Consider the following 15,578-nt stretch of genomic DNA (forward strand, 5'->3'; position numbering starts at 1 on the left):
CCAAAGCCGGGCGACGCCGTTATCCCCCCATGATGATGGACACGCCGCGCCTCGGTTTCTGCTGCACCTTCGTGCTCGACGACGATCCCGCCAGCTTCAAGACCCTGAAGGCCGCCCGCGAGGCGACGCTTCACATGAACCTGTCGCACACCACCATGAGCCATCTCGACAGGCTCGCGCCCGCGGCGCGGCGGGCGAAGCTCGAAGGTCTCGTCCGGCACAATCTCGGCGCGCTCGAACGACAGATCGCCTGGGTCGCGGCCCGGCTGCCCCTGGAACGGCTCCTGCGCATGGCGAGCAACGTCCTGCCCGGCTACACCCACGAGGTGGCCCGCGCGATCTATGCCGAGCCCGAGATGGTCGCCCTGGTGGAATCCGGTCTCGCGCGTGTCGGCGAGCGGGCGCGGCAGGGCGGCGTCCGCCTCAGCTTCCATCCCGGCCCGTTCTGCGTCATCGCCTCGCGCAACCCCAAAGCCGAGCGCAACGGCATCTCGGAGCTCGAATACCATGCCGAGCTGATGGCGATGATGGGTTACGGCACTGGCTGGCACCCGCACGGCGCCCATATCAACATCCATGTCGGCGCCCGCGACCCCGGCATCGCGGGGTTTCGCGCCAGCCTGCCCAAGCTCTCGCAGACGGCGCGCGACCTGCTGACGGTGGAGAACGACGAGAACGCCTTCGGCCTCGACACGGTGCTGGACCTGGCGGACGATGTTCCGGTGGTCCTCGACCTGCACCACCACTGGGTCGAGAGCGGCGGCATCTATATCGAACCCGACGATTCGCGGATCGCCCGCATCCGCGACTCCTGGCGCGGCGTGCGCCCGATCGCCCATATCAGCCTCTCGCGCGAGGCCCTGCTGGAGGGGCACGACCCGGACACGCTGCCCGATTACGCCGCCCTGGTGGGGGCCGGGCATAAGTGGCGGGACATCGCAGCTCACTCTCACCTGATGGGCAACCGGGCGCTCAACGCCCTCGTGGCCCGCCACCTCGCCTGGGCCGATTTCGAGATCGAGGCGAAGGGCAAGAATCTGGCCTCCACCGGCATCGCCGCCGAGATTGGTGAGGCGCGGGCGGGCGAGCCGTCACGCGGCACCGCTTCCGCTGCGTGAGCGGAGCGACGGCTGCTCATTTCCTTGAGAGCTTGTTTGTTCGAGTTTCTCAGCGGATGCTCATGCTAAAGCAGATCACCTCATCCTGAGGTGCCCTTTGCTCAAGCAAAGGGCCTCGAAGGAGCCCTCCAGTGGTCGCGCGATCCCCGGAGCTCTCCTTCGAGGCCGCTGCGCGGCACCTCAGGATGAGGGAAAGTCCTGGAAAGATACCTCAAACACGCTCTTGGAAGCCTGCCCGCCGCCCTCCCGCACTACGCTTCTGTCGCCCGAACCGATCGTCCCGTCGCTCACCGCGTCGCGAACTTGATGCTGATCGCGGCCTTCGCGGTCAGGCCCGGGCTCTGCAGCAGGTTGAGGTACTGGGTGTAGCGCTTGTCGAAGGCGTTCTGCAGGATGAAGTCGGCACGGATCCGGTCGTTGACCCGGTAGGACGCGAAAAAATCCACAAGGCCGTAGGCTTTGGTCGCCAGGATCGTCGCGCCCTCGGGAACGGCGAGGCGGCTGTCCACGAAGGTGAGGCGGCTTCCCAAAGTGAGGCTGTCGTCGAGGAAACGCAGGCCGAGCGTGGCGCTGATCCGGTCCGGGGGGATGCTCAGAAGGGTCTCGCGCGTGGCCTTGTCGCGCCCCTCGGTATGGGTGGCGGCCACGGAGACGAAGCCGCCGCCCCAATCGTAGGCGCCCTCCAGTTCGACACCGGAGAGCTCGGCCTGCGCCACGTTGAGGTACTGGAACGACTGGACCGGGATGAAGCACGGGAAACGTCCGGGCCGGCCGACGCAGACCGAGGCCGGAATGCCGGGAATGACGGGCACGAAATAGGTCGGGCCGACCCCGGCGATGTTGATGTAGTCGTCGATCTCGTTCTGGAAGACGTTGGCCTTGGCGCGGAAGACGTCGCCGGGCCTCAGGACATCGCCGTATTTGAGGTTGATGCCGCCTTCGATATTGTGCGCCACCTCCGGCTTCAGGGAGGCATTCGGCAGGATGTTGAAGGCCGGGAAGGGATGGATGCCCTGGACCAGGGTCTCGGTGATCGACGGCGCCCGATAGCCTTCCGCGTAGGTGCCGTAGAACTCGATCCCGGCGAACGGCGAGACCCCCACGGTGATCTTCGGGGAGAGGCGGTCGCCGCTCGAGCTCGAAGGGCCGCCGGACAACTCGTAATGGTCGTAGCGCAGGGCCCCGATGACCCGGAGCCAGGAGGCGTAGCGCACCTCGTCCTGGATGAAGGCCCCTGCCAGGGTCCGCTCGCCGGAGGGCGTGAAGGCGGAGCCGAAGCCCCCCGCATTGTCCGTGGTCTTGACCCGGTCGAACACCGCGTCGCCGCCGATGGTCAGGGCGTGACTGAGAGGCCAGGTGTCGAAACGGGCGGTGTTGTGGACGTCGACGCCCATTGTCTCGATGTCGTAGTCGATCCTGTTGCCGGCCCGCACGCCGAGATTGCCGTAGAGACCGCTCGCGGTGTCGTCGAGGAAGGTCAGCGTGTTGTGCGTGCTGGTGTAGTAAGCCTTCGCGCTGACATCGATCAGCGGCACGTCGGGCCGGGCGAAGCGGTAGCCGAGGGTGTAGGTGTTGGCCTGGACCGCGTTGTTGAAGCGGGCTCCGGCGTTGCTGCTGCCGTTATTGGCGAAGTCGAAGGTCTGGATGAGGGCCGTGCCGCTGATCTCGTGGCCGTCGGCGGGACGGACGTTGAACTTGGCCACGCCCGAGGTCAGTTCGTTGCCGGTGTCGCGCACCAGCGTGCCGAACCCGTCGCGATAGGCGTCGTTGTTGCGATAGACGAACTGGCCGAACACATCCGCCGCGGTGCCGATGCGGGCGCCCAGCGCCGTCGAGTTCAGGAACGTTTGTCCGTTCGAGCCGAAGCCGAATTTCTGGACCGCGCCCGCCTTCTCGTCCGGCGCCAGGATGTCGTCGATGGAGCGCGTGCGGAAGGCGACCACGCCGCCGATCGCGCCGGAGCCGTAGATGGTGGAGGTGGGGCCCCGCGTGATGTCGACGCCGCCGACAAGTTCGGGATCGAGATAGAAGACGCCGTTGGCGCTGTGGCCTGAGGTCTGGAAGTTCTGGCGGGCGCCGTCCACCAGGACGTTGACGCGCCCGAAATCCTGCAGCCCGCGGATGTTGATGGCCTGGGCCGGGTCGTTCTGGTTCTCCTGCGTGGTGACGCCGGGGACGTCGCGCAGGACGTCGGAGAGCCGGCTCGGCTGCAGGCGGTCGATCTGTGCGCGGGTGACGACGCTGCTCCCGGACAGGGCGTCGATGGCGGGTTCCTCGGTCTTCGTCGCGGTGACCGAGAGGGTGTCGAGGCTCACCGCCGCGTCCGGCGGCCGCGCCGCGGGGAGGGCCGGTACGGTCTGGGCTTGAGCGGCGCTCATCGCGATGAGCGAGACGCCGACGAGGGCGCCGGCGCGATGGGGGGTGAGGAGGCGACGGGAAGGCATGACCGGTTCCGCGAGACAGTGACGGCAGCGCTGGGAGGTGGGCTGGCTCCCAGCGCTGATGCTGCTCGATGACTATGCGGTCAACGCCGTTTTATTGTATTTAGATTGGCGTAAATCCAAGGAGTATCTGGATGATGCTGGACCTGTTCCAGTTTAATACTGTGATTCGGTGCTATGTTGCCGGCAGGTCACAGGCGGCGCGGGAGGATGAAGGGCCGGCCGCCCTCGGGCACCCGCCCGACGGGCCAGCTCACCTGAAAGATCTCGGCGATCAGGTCGTCGCGCAGGATCGCCGCCGGGGTACCGCGCGCCACGAGGCGGCCGCCTGAGAGCACCAGCAGGGTGTCGGCATAGGCGGCCGCGAGATTGAGATCGTGCAGGATCGCCACCACGCCGACGCCCCGGTCCCGCAGGACGTCCACGGCCTCGAGGATCGCGCTCTGATGGCGCAGGTCGAGGCTCGCGGTCGGTTCGTCGAGGAACAGGACCTGTCCGGTGGCGATGGTGCGGCCGGCGGCGAGCTGGCACAGCACGCGGGCGAACTGGACCCGGGCCTGCTCGCCGCCCGAGAGGCTCTGATAGGCACGGCCCGCGAGGTGGAGGATGTCGGCCCGGCCGAGGGCGTCGGCGAGGATCGCCTCGCGGTCGCGCCGGGTGAGGCCGCGGCCGATGCCGTCGAGGCCGATGCGGGCGACGTCCGAGACCGAGAAGGGAAAGGCGAGCCGCGTGGTCTGCGGCAGCACCGCCCGCAGGGCCGCGAGCCGCCAGGGCGGGATTGTCGCGACCGGCGTCCCGCCATAGGCCAGCGTGCCTGCGGTGGGGGCGAGTTCGCCGCAGAGGAGGCGCAGCAGGGTGGATTTGCCGGCACCGTTCGGGCCGATGATGACCTGCAGCGATCCCGGCGCCACGGTGAGCGACACGCCCTCCACGAGGGTGCGTCCCCCCGTGGTGAAGCCGAGGCCGGAGGCGGTGAGCAGGGGCGCCGCCTCAGACATCGAGGGTCCGGGTCCGCGCCAGCAGGAGCCACAGGAAGACGGGGGCGCCGACGAGCGCCGTGACGATCCCGATCGGCAGTTCCGCCGGCGCCACCACGAGACGCGCCGCCACATCGGCCAGGACGAGGAGCGCCCCGCCGAGGAGGGCCGAGGCCGGCAGCAGTCGCCGGTGCTCGGGGCCGATCATCAGCCGCAGGGTATGGGGCACCACGAGGCCGACGAAGCCGATCACCCCGGCGGCCGCGACGCCGGCCCCGACGGCGATGGCGACGAGGAGGATCGCCGCCCGCTTGAGCCGCTCCACCGGGATGCCGAGATGGAACGCCTCCGCTTCCCCGAGGACCAGGGCGTTGAGCCCGCGCCCGAGGAACGGCACGGCGATCAGCACCGGCAGGATCGCCGGAGCGGTCGCCGCCACCTTGGTCCAGGTCGATCCCCCGAGGCTGCCCAGGGACCAGAAGGTGAGGTCGCGCAGCTGCCGGTCGTCGCTGGCATAGACGAGGAGCCCGGTCATCGCGCCGCTCAGCGCTCCGAGCGCGATGCCGGCGAGCAGCATCGTCGCGACGGAGGTTTGGCCCGAGCGCGTGGCGACGAGGTAGAGGCCGAGCGTCGCCACGAGCCCCCCGCAGAACGCCGCCGCCGGCAGCACCGCATAGGGGAGCGGCCCCGGCAGGCCAAAGGCCACGAGGAGCCGGTCGCCGAGGACGATGATACAGGCCGCCGCGAGGCCCGCCCCGGCGGAGACGCCGACCAGGGCCGGATCGGCCAGGGGATTGCGGAAGAGCCCCTGCATCAGCGCGCCGGAGACCGCGAGGCCCGCGCCCACCATCAGGCCGAGGAGGGTGCGCGGCAGGCGGATGTTGAGGATGACGAGGCTGTCGCGCGCGAGAGCCGGATCCGCCCCGCCCTGCCTCAGCACGTCGAGGATCCGCGACGGCGCGATGGGGATGGCCCCGATTCCGACGGAGAGGAGGCTGACGGCGAGGACGAGAACCGTTAGGCCGGCAAAGACCGCGACGTCCCGGCGGCGCGGATCGGCGAGCCTGTCCCCGTGGAAAGGATCAGCCACGGATGAGGTCGGGGTAGATCGCCCGTATCAGATCGCGTGCGGCATCCGGGGTGCGCGGGCCGAAGCCGAGGAGATAGAGTCCGTCCATGGCCACGAGGGCGTGCTTGGCGGCCGCCGGCACCTGGCCGAGGGCGGTGCCGGGGGCGAAGGTCGTCTCCGGGTTCGGGGCCTCCGCGCCGTTCTGCATCATCACCACGGCGTCGGGGGCGGCGGCGATGATCGCCTCGTCCGTCATCGGCTTGAATCCCTCGATGCTGGTCGCCGCGTTCTCCACCCCCGCCAAAGCGAGGATGCCGTCCGCCGTGCTGTTGCGGCCCCCGACCATGACGCGTCCGTTGGCCACCGACAGCACGACGAGGGCCCTGGCCGGACGGGTGATGCGGGCGCGCTGCTCGCTCAGCCCGGCGAATTGCGCGTGCACCTCCGCGGCGAGGGCGGCGGCCTCCCGTTCGAGGCCGGCGAGGCGTCCCACCGTGGCGATCTTGTCGAGGACACCTTCGGGGGTCGGCGGCTCCTTGACGAGGGAGACCGGCACCCCGGCCTCGCGCACCAGGGTCAGCACGTCGGCGGGGCCGGCCCCCTCCGCCGCGATGACGAGGTCCGGGCCGGCCGAGAGCAGGCCCTCCGCCGACAGGGCCCGCAGATAGCCGACATTCGGCTTCTCGCGCAGGGCTTGCGCCGGGTAGATGCTGGTGGTGTCGACCACCACGATCCGGCTCGCGGCCCCGAGCCGGTAGAGGATCTCGGTGACGGCGCCGCCTAGGGAGGCGATGCGCGCGGCCGGCCCCGCCGCCCGCGCCGGGCCCGCGAGGGCGGCAAGGCTGAGCCCGCCGGCCAGAATCGCGCGGCGGGACGGGCGGAGAGGGGAAGGGCGGTGCGTCATCGGATCGGGATCACCCTCTCATTGGCGGTCGCCCGGAGCCGGCCGCACGCCGGCATCGACCGAGGACTGCCTCCCGGCGACCGTCCGTCGGCGTCACCCGTATCATGCCGCCATCATGCTATAATCCAAGGAGTGTGCCCGCCGGCGCAGTCCGAGGCAAGATTTAAAATAATCTCTACTTTTGAATTGATACAGTCTATTCTTGCCGTTGCTGAGCCGGAGGCTCTGTCGACCACTGCGTTCGGCTCTACCGACGCGGCCGCTGCATCTTCACCACCGTGCTCTTCGGGCGGCCGATCGGCTTCAGGGGCGCCTTGGCCTCCAGGGCGGCGCGGGCGAGGTCCTGGGGGCGCGCCGCCCCGTTCGCGATCCGCATCAGGGCCTCGGCCATCTCCTCGATGGTCTGGGCCGCCTCGCCCTCCAGCGTCTCCTCCGCCCGGATGCCGGGAAGTTCGGGCGCGATCTCCTCGGCGGCCTCCCGCAACTGTTCGATGAGTTCGGACGGGGAATAGCGGGAGGGGGGTGCATATGCCATCGCGCGACCATGGCAGCAGCCGGCGGCCTCGACAACCGGGCCGCTGGATCGGAGCTCTGGACGTGGGCAACGGCGAATGCGCAACTGGCGGTCTCGCGCTGGGATCGTCCCCTCGCCGTTACTCCGGGGCGCTGAGGGTGGGCCCGGATTTGCAGGGCGCGCGAAGAATCCAGCCGTTAAAAAAATTGACGCTTGGTGCCTGGTTACGGCAGCTGCTTTGGGTGGAAAGCAGCTGTTCAATTCGCGCAAGCCGAGGGTCCGGACCGCGCCATGAGTTGACGTTGGCTGTCTAGCCGGAAGCGGACGTTCCGCATCCGACCCGACCCCGTCGCGGCGACGAAGTCTGGTTCATCGCCGAAGCGGACATTAGGGAATGCCGCGTTGAGAAGGCCTCTCGAAAGCAGGTCGCGTAGGAAGGAACCGTCGATGGTGTTCGAGTCCTCGGTCCGACGCGAATTCGCCGTCCTCTGGGGGCGCCCCCGCGATCAGGCGGGAGCGGGGGCTCTGCCGATTGCGTCACCGATCAGCCGACGCGAGACATCCGCGCAGCGAGCCAGAATCCGCAAGAGCGGTGAGCGCCACAGGCCGTATCCGTCGTCGCATAGCGGATCGTTCACGACGGGACTGCCGTCACCGCCGACAAGAACGTTGCCGATATTAGGGTCGAGCCCCTGCGGCGACACGGCCCGCAAGTCGGCGACATAGGCCTCATATCCGGGCCACGCGGCCCTGAACGCTTCGCGGATGCCGTCGAAGCTCGGATGATCGACCCGGGGCTCGTGTGCCGGCCATTCCACCTTGAACCGATCGCGCACGCCCTCATCCATCGCGACGCCCGGGTGGTCCGCGATGACGGCGTGGGCATAAGCCAGCCACCAGGCGTCGCGCGCGGGATCGGTGAGACGCGAACCCACGGTCATCAGCGCGCCGCAACGGCTGACATGCATGTCGTGGACACGAGGCGCATGCGGTCCGTCGGAGCCCGGAAAACCTTTGCGAAGCAGAGCCGCATAATCGCCGAACCCGTCCGCCTTGCGCGCAAAGCGCACGACAACATTCGGGTGGTCCGGATGCGCATGGACGGTGCCATGGTACCCGAAACCGATCTCGGACCAGCCCGTGGCGATGAGATCAGCATAGGCCTTTGCGGCCGACCGTTCGACGATGCCCAAGGCGGAAAGCGAGGGACTGGACAGCGTGTCCTGATTCCTGAACCTGAACATCGCAGCCACTCCTTCCCGCCACGCGAACATCCGACGCGACGCATTCCCAGCGGCCGCACGGATGCGGTGCCGAGGACGGTCCGGACTGGCTGGTCCGGCGAAGGTCGAGGTGACCTTATCGATGTCGGGGGCAGCATGACGCGTGTGTCACACCGCTGTCATGGAATGACCTGAGCCTTCGGAAAGTTCAATCCCTACGGAAGCGTAAATCGACGGTCGTGGAACGTGAGCCATTCCGATCCATGGCCCGGCGGAGATCGACCATCCCGGCGAGCAGCCTCCGGGCCAAGCCCCGGTCCGCTTCGCTCAGGCCGAAATCCGCGAGCGGTTGGACGTGACGACCCAGATGGGCAGGGCCAACCTCGACGTCGTCGAGGACGAGGTAGTCCGTGATGCGATTTCGGGTCGCGTGCTCGGCGATCTCGTCGCCGCGCCCGGCGCGTTCGGCGGAGAGCATGCCGCCCGTTGCGGCATCTCGGCTCGTCGGCAGGATGGCGGTGCGCCAGTCGGGGTGAAAGCAGGTCTCGGGAAGGCCGGCATCGACCAGGGTCGGACGGCAGTCGTCAACGCGCCACGTCGAGGAGACGACCACCTTGGCGTCGAACTCCCTCACCAAGCCGGCGACGATGGCGACCTGGGCCGGGTTGAGCTTGTCCTTGCCGGCCCGCTGTTGATAGCCGACCGTCGTCACGACGCCGTCCACGTCGAGGTAGACCGTCAACGGTGCGGCGCCTCCATGCTCATTCAAAAGGCCAACCTCGTCGGGTGCAGCGATCTCGCTTCCGCCGCGGACGCCTACAATGCGTCGCGACGACCGTCCAGCGCGCGGATGAAGCACATCCCAAGCGCGGGCGGTGAAGCGCTCAGCAGAGATCGACCATCCGCTGTCGCGGGGAAAGTTCTTCAACGTCGACGGGCGGAAACCGACCCTTGCCGGTCGTCCGACCAGCGTTGGGTCCTTCCCGATAGCGGCCATTTCTAATGAAGACGCAGGATCGTCTTCGTTTACCATGGGTCCCCTCGAACTCGCGGCCGGCAACGACGCGAAACGTCATGTGGAAGCACCAATGCCCCTGAACGGTCTGGAACTCGCGAAGCAGCTCATCCGGTTCCGATCGATCAATCCTCCGGGCGAAGAGAAGGAATGTTCCGAGTTCATTGCCCGGCTGCTGACCGACCACGGGTTCGACGTCGCCAGTTACGAATTTGCCAAGGACCGACCAACACTGATCGCGCGCATCCCTGGGGCGGCCGGTGGCAAGCCGCTCTGCTTCACGGGGCACATCGACGTCGTGCCGCTTGGGTCGAACGAGTGGCAATTTCCACCCTTCGACGGGGTCGTGCAGGATGGCCGGCTGTACGGCCGCGGTTCCAGCGACATGAAGGCCGGCGTAGCCGCGTTCATCGCGGCCGCATGCAACCTGATCGGGGACGGGCTTCGCTTCCACCGCGGTGTCACGCTCGTGATCACCGCCGGAGAAGAGACGGGATGTGAAGGCGCATTCCATGTCGGCCGCGAGAACGTCCTCGGGCCGGCCGAACTCCTGATCGTGGCCGAGCCGACGTCGAATGCCCCCATATTCGCCCATAAGGGCTCTCTCCGCGTCATCGTCACCGCGCGCGGGAGGACGGCGCATTCCTCAATGCCGCACGAGGGCGAAAACGCCATCGGCAAGGCGGCGGAGTGGATCCGGACGCTTGAGGACCACGACTTCGGCGCCCGCCATCCCCTGCTCGGCAGCGCCACGGCCTGCGTCACCACCATCCGCGGCGGAGAAAACATCAACTCCGTCCCTGACTGCGTCGAGTTCACCGTGGATATCCGGACTCTTCCGGAGCAGAACCACGAAGCGCTGATCGCCGAACTCGGCCGCCTGTTCGGACCGGAGGCTGAGATCCGGGTTGTCACAAGCTTTCCTGGGTTTGCTACCGAGCCGGACGATCCGTCCGCCGCCCTTCTCCTGTCGCTGCTGCGCGAGCGGACCGGGGCGTCGGCGGAACCAGCCGGGGCACCTTACTTCACCGATGCGTCGGCTCTCGTGCCGGCCTTCGACGGAGTCGCCACGGTGATCGTAGGACCCGGCGAGGCGACGCAGTGTCATAAGACGGACGAGTACTGCCGCGTCTATCGGATCGAGGAGGCGCAGGCCATCTACAGGGACTTGATGCTCCGCATGTGCTGTGACCGCGCGGGATGAGGCGCCTTGGCCGACGCCGCCCGGTAGGCCTGACGTCAGCGCTTGCACGGTTGCGTCCCAGCGCGCCCAAGGGCAAGCCTGGATCCGCTCCGGAAATACCGCTGCGAGCCGGCGAATAACCGGGTTGGGCGCTACGCCATCGAACAGCTTGGCCGAGGTGAACGTCCGGTATCGGTGAACGTCCGGTCTTGTGGCTACGGACTCCGAGAGCGGACGGGCAAGAATCTACCCGCCCCAGTCGTACACCCTGTCCCCTTAGGTGGCCTGAAAGCAGACCTTCCCAAGGCCGGCTAAGGGTGGTCATCGGACTTTGGCCTCTCGCCCGGAAGCGGACGTCAAGCGTCCGACCCTACCGCGCCGATTCAAGAGGTTGCCGTCGCACTTGAAACGCCGAAGCCAGACATGCCGGCAATCGGCGGCTGATCTGCGCGCAGGTCCACCAACGTTCCGTAGCAGTGCTCGCCGGATCTAAGTGTGGTGACAGTCCAATGGCACACCGATTGTGGCAACTTAGGCGGCCGCCCGATCCGCAAGGCAGACAGAAGTTTGGATACGGCACATGATCATATGATCAGTTCTCCGCCGAGTAAATGGATTATGATATCTCGCAAATACCTACAAATTAATATTCGTTAAAACTTTGTGGCTGACGCTCTCACAAACCCGAAAACTTCAGGCATGCCATCGATGATCGAGGTCGCTCCTGCATGCATTTCACCCGTTGCATTTGCTGTCTCAGAGAAGTCTGCCTCCGACCCACCGCTCGACGCAGTCTGCCGAACAGCTGCCGCGCTCTTCGGCGTGCGGTACGCCTTCGTGTCGCGCCTCGATGTAACCCATCAGCGCTTCCTCGGACGGGAAGGCTTGGACGTATCCGAGACGTCGCGGGATGTCGCGTTCTGCGCGTACACGATTCTGGGTGAGGCCTACGAGCCGTTGGTCGTACTGGACACGCATTGCGATGAACGCTTTGCCGCCAACCCCCTCGTCACGGGTGCGCCGTTCCTGCGCTTCTACGCGGGCATGCGGATCGCGCTAGCCGGCGGCGTTCACGCGGCCACCGTCTGCATCGCCGATACGCTGCCCCGTGCGGGCTTCGACAAGGCCGAACGGGAGCGCCTCACAGATCTGGCCCTGTTCGTCGAGGCGACGTTGCGCGGCCGCGCCGCCGAGATTGAAGCCGGTCGCGCGCGGTACCAGGTCGAGGACTCGGACAGCCTACTGCAGACGACTCTGGAGAGCATGGACCAGGGCCTGCTTATGACCGACGCCGACGATCGCGTCCGGGTTTCCAACAGGCGCGTCGCATCCCTGATGGGCGTGCCTGAGACTCTGCTCTACGACGGAGCGCCGTTCGCGGCCGTTCGCGCCTATCAGGCGGCGCAGGGAGAATTTGCCGATCTGCCCGACGACCTGCGGGGCTTCCTGGAGAAGGGCTGTCCGAGAACGGAGAATTCCGACTACGAGCGCATGCGTCCGGATGGCACCGTCCTTCAGGTGTGCACGCGGCCTTCGCCCAGGGGCGGCGTCGTGCGGACTTTCACCGATGTCACGCAACGCCGGACCGCGGAATGCGCCCTGCGGGCCAGCGAGAGTCGCTACCGGATCCTGGCCGAGAACGCCAACGACATCATCGTGATGGGCGATCTTTCGATGCGGCGCCACTACGTCTCGCCTGCCGTTCGAAGCGTCCTCGGCTACGAGCCGGAAGAACTCCTCGCGACGACTGCGGCCGAGTTCTGCCATCCCGATGACGCGCAGGCCTTCACCGATCTCTGGACGCAGGTGAAGACCCAGGCGGAGGGCCGCTTCATCACCTGCCTGCGCCATCGCCACAAGGCGGGGCACTATGCCTGGATCGAGGCGTCCATCCGCGTGGTACGCGACGAGCCGGACCCGGGTCGGGTGATCTACGTGGCGGCCCTGCGCGACGTCACCGCACGGCGCGAGGCCGAGGCGCAGGTCCGGCACATGGCCCTCCACGATGCCCTCACCGGGCTGCCCAACCGTACGCTGTTTCGCGATCGTCTCGAACAGGCCATCACCCATGCGCGCCGGGCCAGGACCTGTTTCGCGGTGCTGGCGTGCGACCTTGACCGCTTCAAGGCCGTCAACGACAGCCTCGGCCATCCCGCCGGTGACGCCCTCCTGCGCGTCGTCGCCGAGCGGATGCGGGCGGTCCTGCGCCCCTACGATACCCTTGCGCGGTTCGGCGGCGACGAGTTCGCCATCGTGCTGACCTATCTGGACGCGGTCGTCGACGTCGGCGACCTCGCCGACCGGCTGATCGCGGCGGTGAGCGAGCCCGTCGACCTCGATGGGCAGAGCGTCGAGGTCGGGATCAGCATCGGGATGACGGTGGCGACGGAGCGGGACCGCGATCCGGACGAGTTGTTCAAGCGCGCCGACATCGCCCTCTACGAGGCCAAGGCGGCGGGGCGCAACACCTATCGGGAGTTCGAGCCGAATGCGGGCGCGCGCATCGCCACGCGCGGGCAACTCGCCCTCGACATGAAGGAGGCGCTCCGGGCTCATGAGTTCCATCTCGTCTACCAGCCGGTGATCGATGCCGGGACGGGCGCCGTGGTCAGCTTCGAGGCGCTGATGCGCTGGCGCCATCCGACGCAGGGCGAGGTCGCGCCGGGCGCGTTCATCCCGGTCGCCGAAGAGATGGGTCTGATCGTACCGCTCGGCGCCTGGGCGTTGCACGAGGCCTGCCGCGAGGCGACCTCCTGGCCCGCTCATATCCGGGTGGCGGTGAATGTCTCCGTCGTGCAGCTGCGGCGCGCGGGGTTCGAGGCCACTGTGATGGCGGCTCTTGCAGGCTCGGGTCTGCCGGCGGCCCGTCTCAAGCTGGAGGTGACCGAAAGCGTGCTGATGCAAGATGCCGAGGTCGTCATAGCCAGCCTGCATCGCCTCCGCGCCATCGGCGTGTTGATTGCCCTCGATGATTTCGGCACCGGCTATTCCTCGTTGAGCTACCTGCGCCGCTTTCCCTTCGACAAGATCAAGATCGATCGGGCGTTCATCCGCGACATCGCGGATCCCGATGCGGCGGCGATCGTGCGGGCCGTCGTCAGCATCGGCGAGCGATTGGGCATGGGCATCGTGGCGGAGGGGGTCGAGACGGTCGAGCAGCTCGACCTCGTCCGACAGGAGGGCTGCACCCAGGTCCAGGGCTTCCTGTTCAGCCCCCCGCTGCCGCCGGACGCGGCACGGCGCTACATCGAACGGGTTGCCCAGCACCAGACGCCGCCATCCGGGCTCGCGCCCGCATCGGCCAAACAAGCCTAAGTGCCAGTGTTGCGGCAGCTTCGATGAGGCGTCAGTCCTCGATTCGAAGCAGTCTATCTGACATGTGATCATCTACAGCAAGCGGAGCGAATGTCAGTTGGTCGCCTCGGCCCGGCTCCCGCGTTGACCGTCAGCAAACCGAAAAGCTCAGGGCCGCTTATATGCGAGCTGATGAGAGAGTCTGTATCGCCTGATACTATCCGTGCAAGCGGACAAGCAAAAACCCACCCGCTTCGGTCGTAAATCCTCGACCCCGAAGCTACCTAGAAGCGGACTTTCCCAGGTTCAGAGAAGGGTCGAATGCGGACCCTGCCCCCTCGCCCTGAAGCGGACGTTGCGCTGGCGACTTATGTCGGTCGCATGGAAAGCCGTCGCGGTTTTCGAAAAGCGGCCATTCGTCGGCCGGTCAATCGGCTCTCGGTGGTGAGGGAACGGAGGATTTGAGCGCAAGAAACGGGACGCGCGTCACCCGGGCGAGATCGTAACACGAGGCGAACCCGCGAGAGGTCCGTCATGCCCCCTGCCGTGAACCGTACGATGTCTGCGCCCGAATGGGCGATGTTGCTCAGCCTGTCGGTGCTCTGGGGTGGATCGTTCTTCTTCACGCGCGTGGCGCTCTCCGCTCTGCCGCCGTTCAGCCTCGTCGTCCTGCGTGTCGGGCTCGCAGCGTTGATCCTCAACACCGTCGTGCCCCTCTCGGGCCTCAGAATGCCGCGCGAGGCACGGATCTGGGCCGCCTTCCTCGGCATGGGCTTCCTCAACAACGCCGTTCCCTTCTGCCTGATCGTGTGGGGCCAAACCCACATCGCTTCAGGGCTCGCCGCCATCCTGAACGCGGCCACGCCGCTATTCACCGTCGTCGCTGCCCACGTCTTCACGTCCGACGAGAGGATGACGGGCAACCGGCTCGTCGGTGTGTTCATAGGTCTTGCCGGCGTTGCGGTGATGGTCGGGCCAACCGTCCTGGCGGGCCTCGGGGCCGACCTTCTGGCGCAGGTCGCTGTACTCGGTGCGGCCTTGTCCTACGCCTTCGCCGGCCTCTTGGGGCGGCGCTTCCTGCGGATGGGCGTTCGACCGCTCGCGACGGCCACGGGGCAGGTGACGGCGTCCGCGCTCATGCTTGTGCCCATCGCCATGGTTGTCGATCGACCATGGACCTTGCCGCTGCCGGATGCATCGGCGTGGGGCGCGGTCTTCGGTCTCGCGGCCTTGTCTACGGCGCTCGCCTACGTGCTGTACTTCCGCATACTGGCGACGGCGGGGGCAACGAACCTACTCCTCGTCACCTTCCTCATTCCCGTGTCCGCCATCCTACTGGGGGCAGTGGTGCTCGGCGAGCGACTGCAACCGCAGCACGTCCTCGGCATGGTGCTGATCGGTTGCGGGCTTGCGGCCATCGACGGCCGCCTCTGGAGCTTCCGTCAGCAGCGGCGACGCATTCCGCCCGACGTCTATCAAGGGCGGGATATCTAAGTGGCCTGGTCGGGACCATCCGCCTTCAGCGCCGGCGGCGGCCTCGGAAAGACGGGGAGGCTCTGTGCCTCACGGTTCCCCGTGACATGCCCCCCGATCCGATGGAGGATGGCTCACCCTGGCGATCCCACCGCCGCTCTGCGCAGGCGCAGACGTCCGCATCCCGCGACGCCCATCGGGACAGGCGTCTGACGGGACCGCTCGGCGCGGCGCATCTCCCCCGATCGCCCGGTCGCCTCCCCGCGCGGCGGCCCTGTGCAGAGGGCTCGCCGTAATGGAGAGGACACGCAGGCGGTGTCGAAAAACATCCGGTCGATGCGGCGGCTTTAAGCGAACCTTTCCCTTG

The 15,578-nt window shown here is 67.4% G+C and carries 11 protein-coding genes; 4 read left to right on the forward strand and 7 right to left on the reverse strand.

Annotation, left to right across the window (positions count from 1 at the left end; genetic code table 11):
- Positions 1–29: 29 nt before the first annotated feature.
- Entirely contained in the window at positions 30–1,118 is a 1,089-nt protein-coding gene (locus FPV16_RS13350; protein WP_227438833.1) for a UV damage endonuclease UvsE, read from the forward strand.
- 287 nt (positions 1,119–1,405) lie between these two features.
- Here the strand turns inward: FPV16_RS13350 and FPV16_RS13355 are convergent, their stop codons facing one another.
- The 7 genes from FPV16_RS13355 to FPV16_RS13385 all read right to left on the reverse strand — a co-directional run bounded on the left by FPV16_RS13355 (position 1,406) and on the right by FPV16_RS13385 (position 9,279).
- Complete coding sequence (locus FPV16_RS13355) at positions 1,406–3,562, reverse strand: TonB-dependent hemoglobin/transferrin/lactoferrin family receptor (protein ID WP_227438835.1); 2,157 nt, start codon at positions 3,560–3,562, stop codon at positions 1,406–1,408.
- 188 nt (positions 3,563–3,750) lie between these two features.
- Positions 3,751–4,557, reverse strand: coding sequence for a heme ABC transporter ATP-binding protein (locus FPV16_RS13360; protein ID WP_227438837.1), 807 nt, complete (start codon positions 4,555–4,557; stop codon positions 3,751–3,753).
- Positions 4,550–5,626, reverse strand: a complete 1,077-nt coding sequence (locus tag FPV16_RS13365; RefSeq protein ID WP_227438839.1) for a FecCD family ABC transporter permease — start codon at positions 5,624–5,626, stop codon at positions 4,550–4,552. Before FPV16_RS13365 ends, FPV16_RS13360 begins: the two co-directional genes overlap by 8 nt.
- Positions 5,619–6,509, reverse strand: a complete 891-nt coding sequence (locus tag FPV16_RS13370) for a heme/hemin ABC transporter substrate-binding protein (RefSeq protein WP_227438840.1) — start codon at positions 6,507–6,509, stop codon at positions 5,619–5,621. Before FPV16_RS13370 ends, FPV16_RS13365 begins: the two co-directional genes overlap by 8 nt.
- A 247-nt stretch (positions 6,510–6,756) precedes the next feature.
- Positions 6,757–7,044, reverse strand: coding sequence for a hypothetical protein (locus FPV16_RS13375; RefSeq protein ID WP_227438842.1), 288 nt, complete (start codon positions 7,042–7,044; stop codon positions 6,757–6,759).
- A gap of 485 nt (positions 7,045–7,529) precedes the next feature.
- On the reverse strand, positions 7,530–8,297 hold the full coding sequence (locus FPV16_RS13380; protein ID WP_227438849.1) for a hypothetical protein: 768 nt from the start codon (positions 8,295–8,297) through the stop codon (positions 7,530–7,532).
- A gap of 157 nt (positions 8,298–8,454) precedes the next feature.
- Positions 8,455–9,279 (reverse strand): HAD domain-containing protein, encoded by an 825-nt coding sequence (locus FPV16_RS13385; RefSeq protein ID WP_227438852.1) that lies wholly within the window; start codon positions 9,277–9,279, stop codon positions 8,455–8,457.
- Here FPV16_RS13385 and FPV16_RS13390 point away from each other — a divergent pair.
- The 3 genes from FPV16_RS13390 (at position 9,278) to FPV16_RS13400 (ending at position 15,232) form a co-directional block, all read left to right on the forward strand.
- Positions 9,278–10,465, forward strand: a complete 1,188-nt coding sequence (locus FPV16_RS13390) for a M20 family metallopeptidase (protein ID WP_227438853.1) — start codon at positions 9,278–9,280, stop codon at positions 10,463–10,465. The genes FPV16_RS13385 and FPV16_RS13390 overlap by 2 nt on opposite strands.
- Before the next feature lie 801 nt (positions 10,466–11,266).
- Positions 11,267–13,759, forward strand: a complete 2,493-nt coding sequence (locus FPV16_RS13395; protein WP_227438855.1) for an EAL domain-containing protein — start codon at positions 11,267–11,269, stop codon at positions 13,757–13,759.
- 513 nt (positions 13,760–14,272) lie between these two features.
- Entirely contained in the window at positions 14,273–15,232 is a 960-nt protein-coding gene (locus FPV16_RS13400; RefSeq protein WP_227438857.1) for a DMT family transporter, read from the forward strand.
- The last annotated feature ends 346 nt before the right edge of the window (positions 15,233–15,578 follow it).

This window comes from Methylobacterium sp. W2 (genome assembly GCF_020662345.1).
In the GTDB taxonomy this organism is placed as follows: domain Bacteria; phylum Pseudomonadota; class Alphaproteobacteria; order Rhizobiales; family Beijerinckiaceae; genus Methylobacterium.

Coding starts and splice junctions, on each gene's coding strand:
- FPV16_RS13350 (WP_227438833.1), top strand. CDS start 30: ATGATGATGGACACGCCGCGCCTCGGTTTCTGCTGCACCTTCGTGCTC.
- FPV16_RS13355 (WP_227438835.1), bottom strand. CDS start 3,562: ATGCCTTCCCGTCGCCTCCTCACCCCCCATCGCGCCGGCGCCCTCGTC.
- FPV16_RS13360 (WP_227438837.1), bottom strand. CDS start 4,557: ATGTCTGAGGCGGCGCCCCTGCTCACCGCCTCCGGCCTCGGCTTCACC.
- FPV16_RS13370 (WP_227438840.1), bottom strand. CDS start 6,509: ATGACGCACCGCCCTTCCCCTCTCCGCCCGTCCCGCCGCGCGATTCTG.
- FPV16_RS13375 (WP_227438842.1), bottom strand. CDS start 7,044: ATGGCATATGCACCCCCCTCCCGCTATTCCCCGTCCGAACTCATCGAA.
- FPV16_RS13380 (WP_227438849.1), bottom strand. CDS start 8,297: ATGTTCGCGTGGCGGGAAGGAGTGGCTGCGATGTTCAGGTTCAGGAAT.
- FPV16_RS13390 (WP_227438853.1), top strand. CDS start 9,278: ATGGGTCCCCTCGAACTCGCGGCCGGCAACGACGCGAAACGTCATGTG.
- FPV16_RS13385 (WP_227438852.1), bottom strand. CDS start 9,279: ATGGTAAACGAAGACGATCCTGCGTCTTCATTAGAAATGGCCGCTATC.
- FPV16_RS13400 (WP_227438857.1), top strand. CDS start 14,273: ATGCCCCCTGCCGTGAACCGTACGATGTCTGCGCCCGAATGGGCGATG.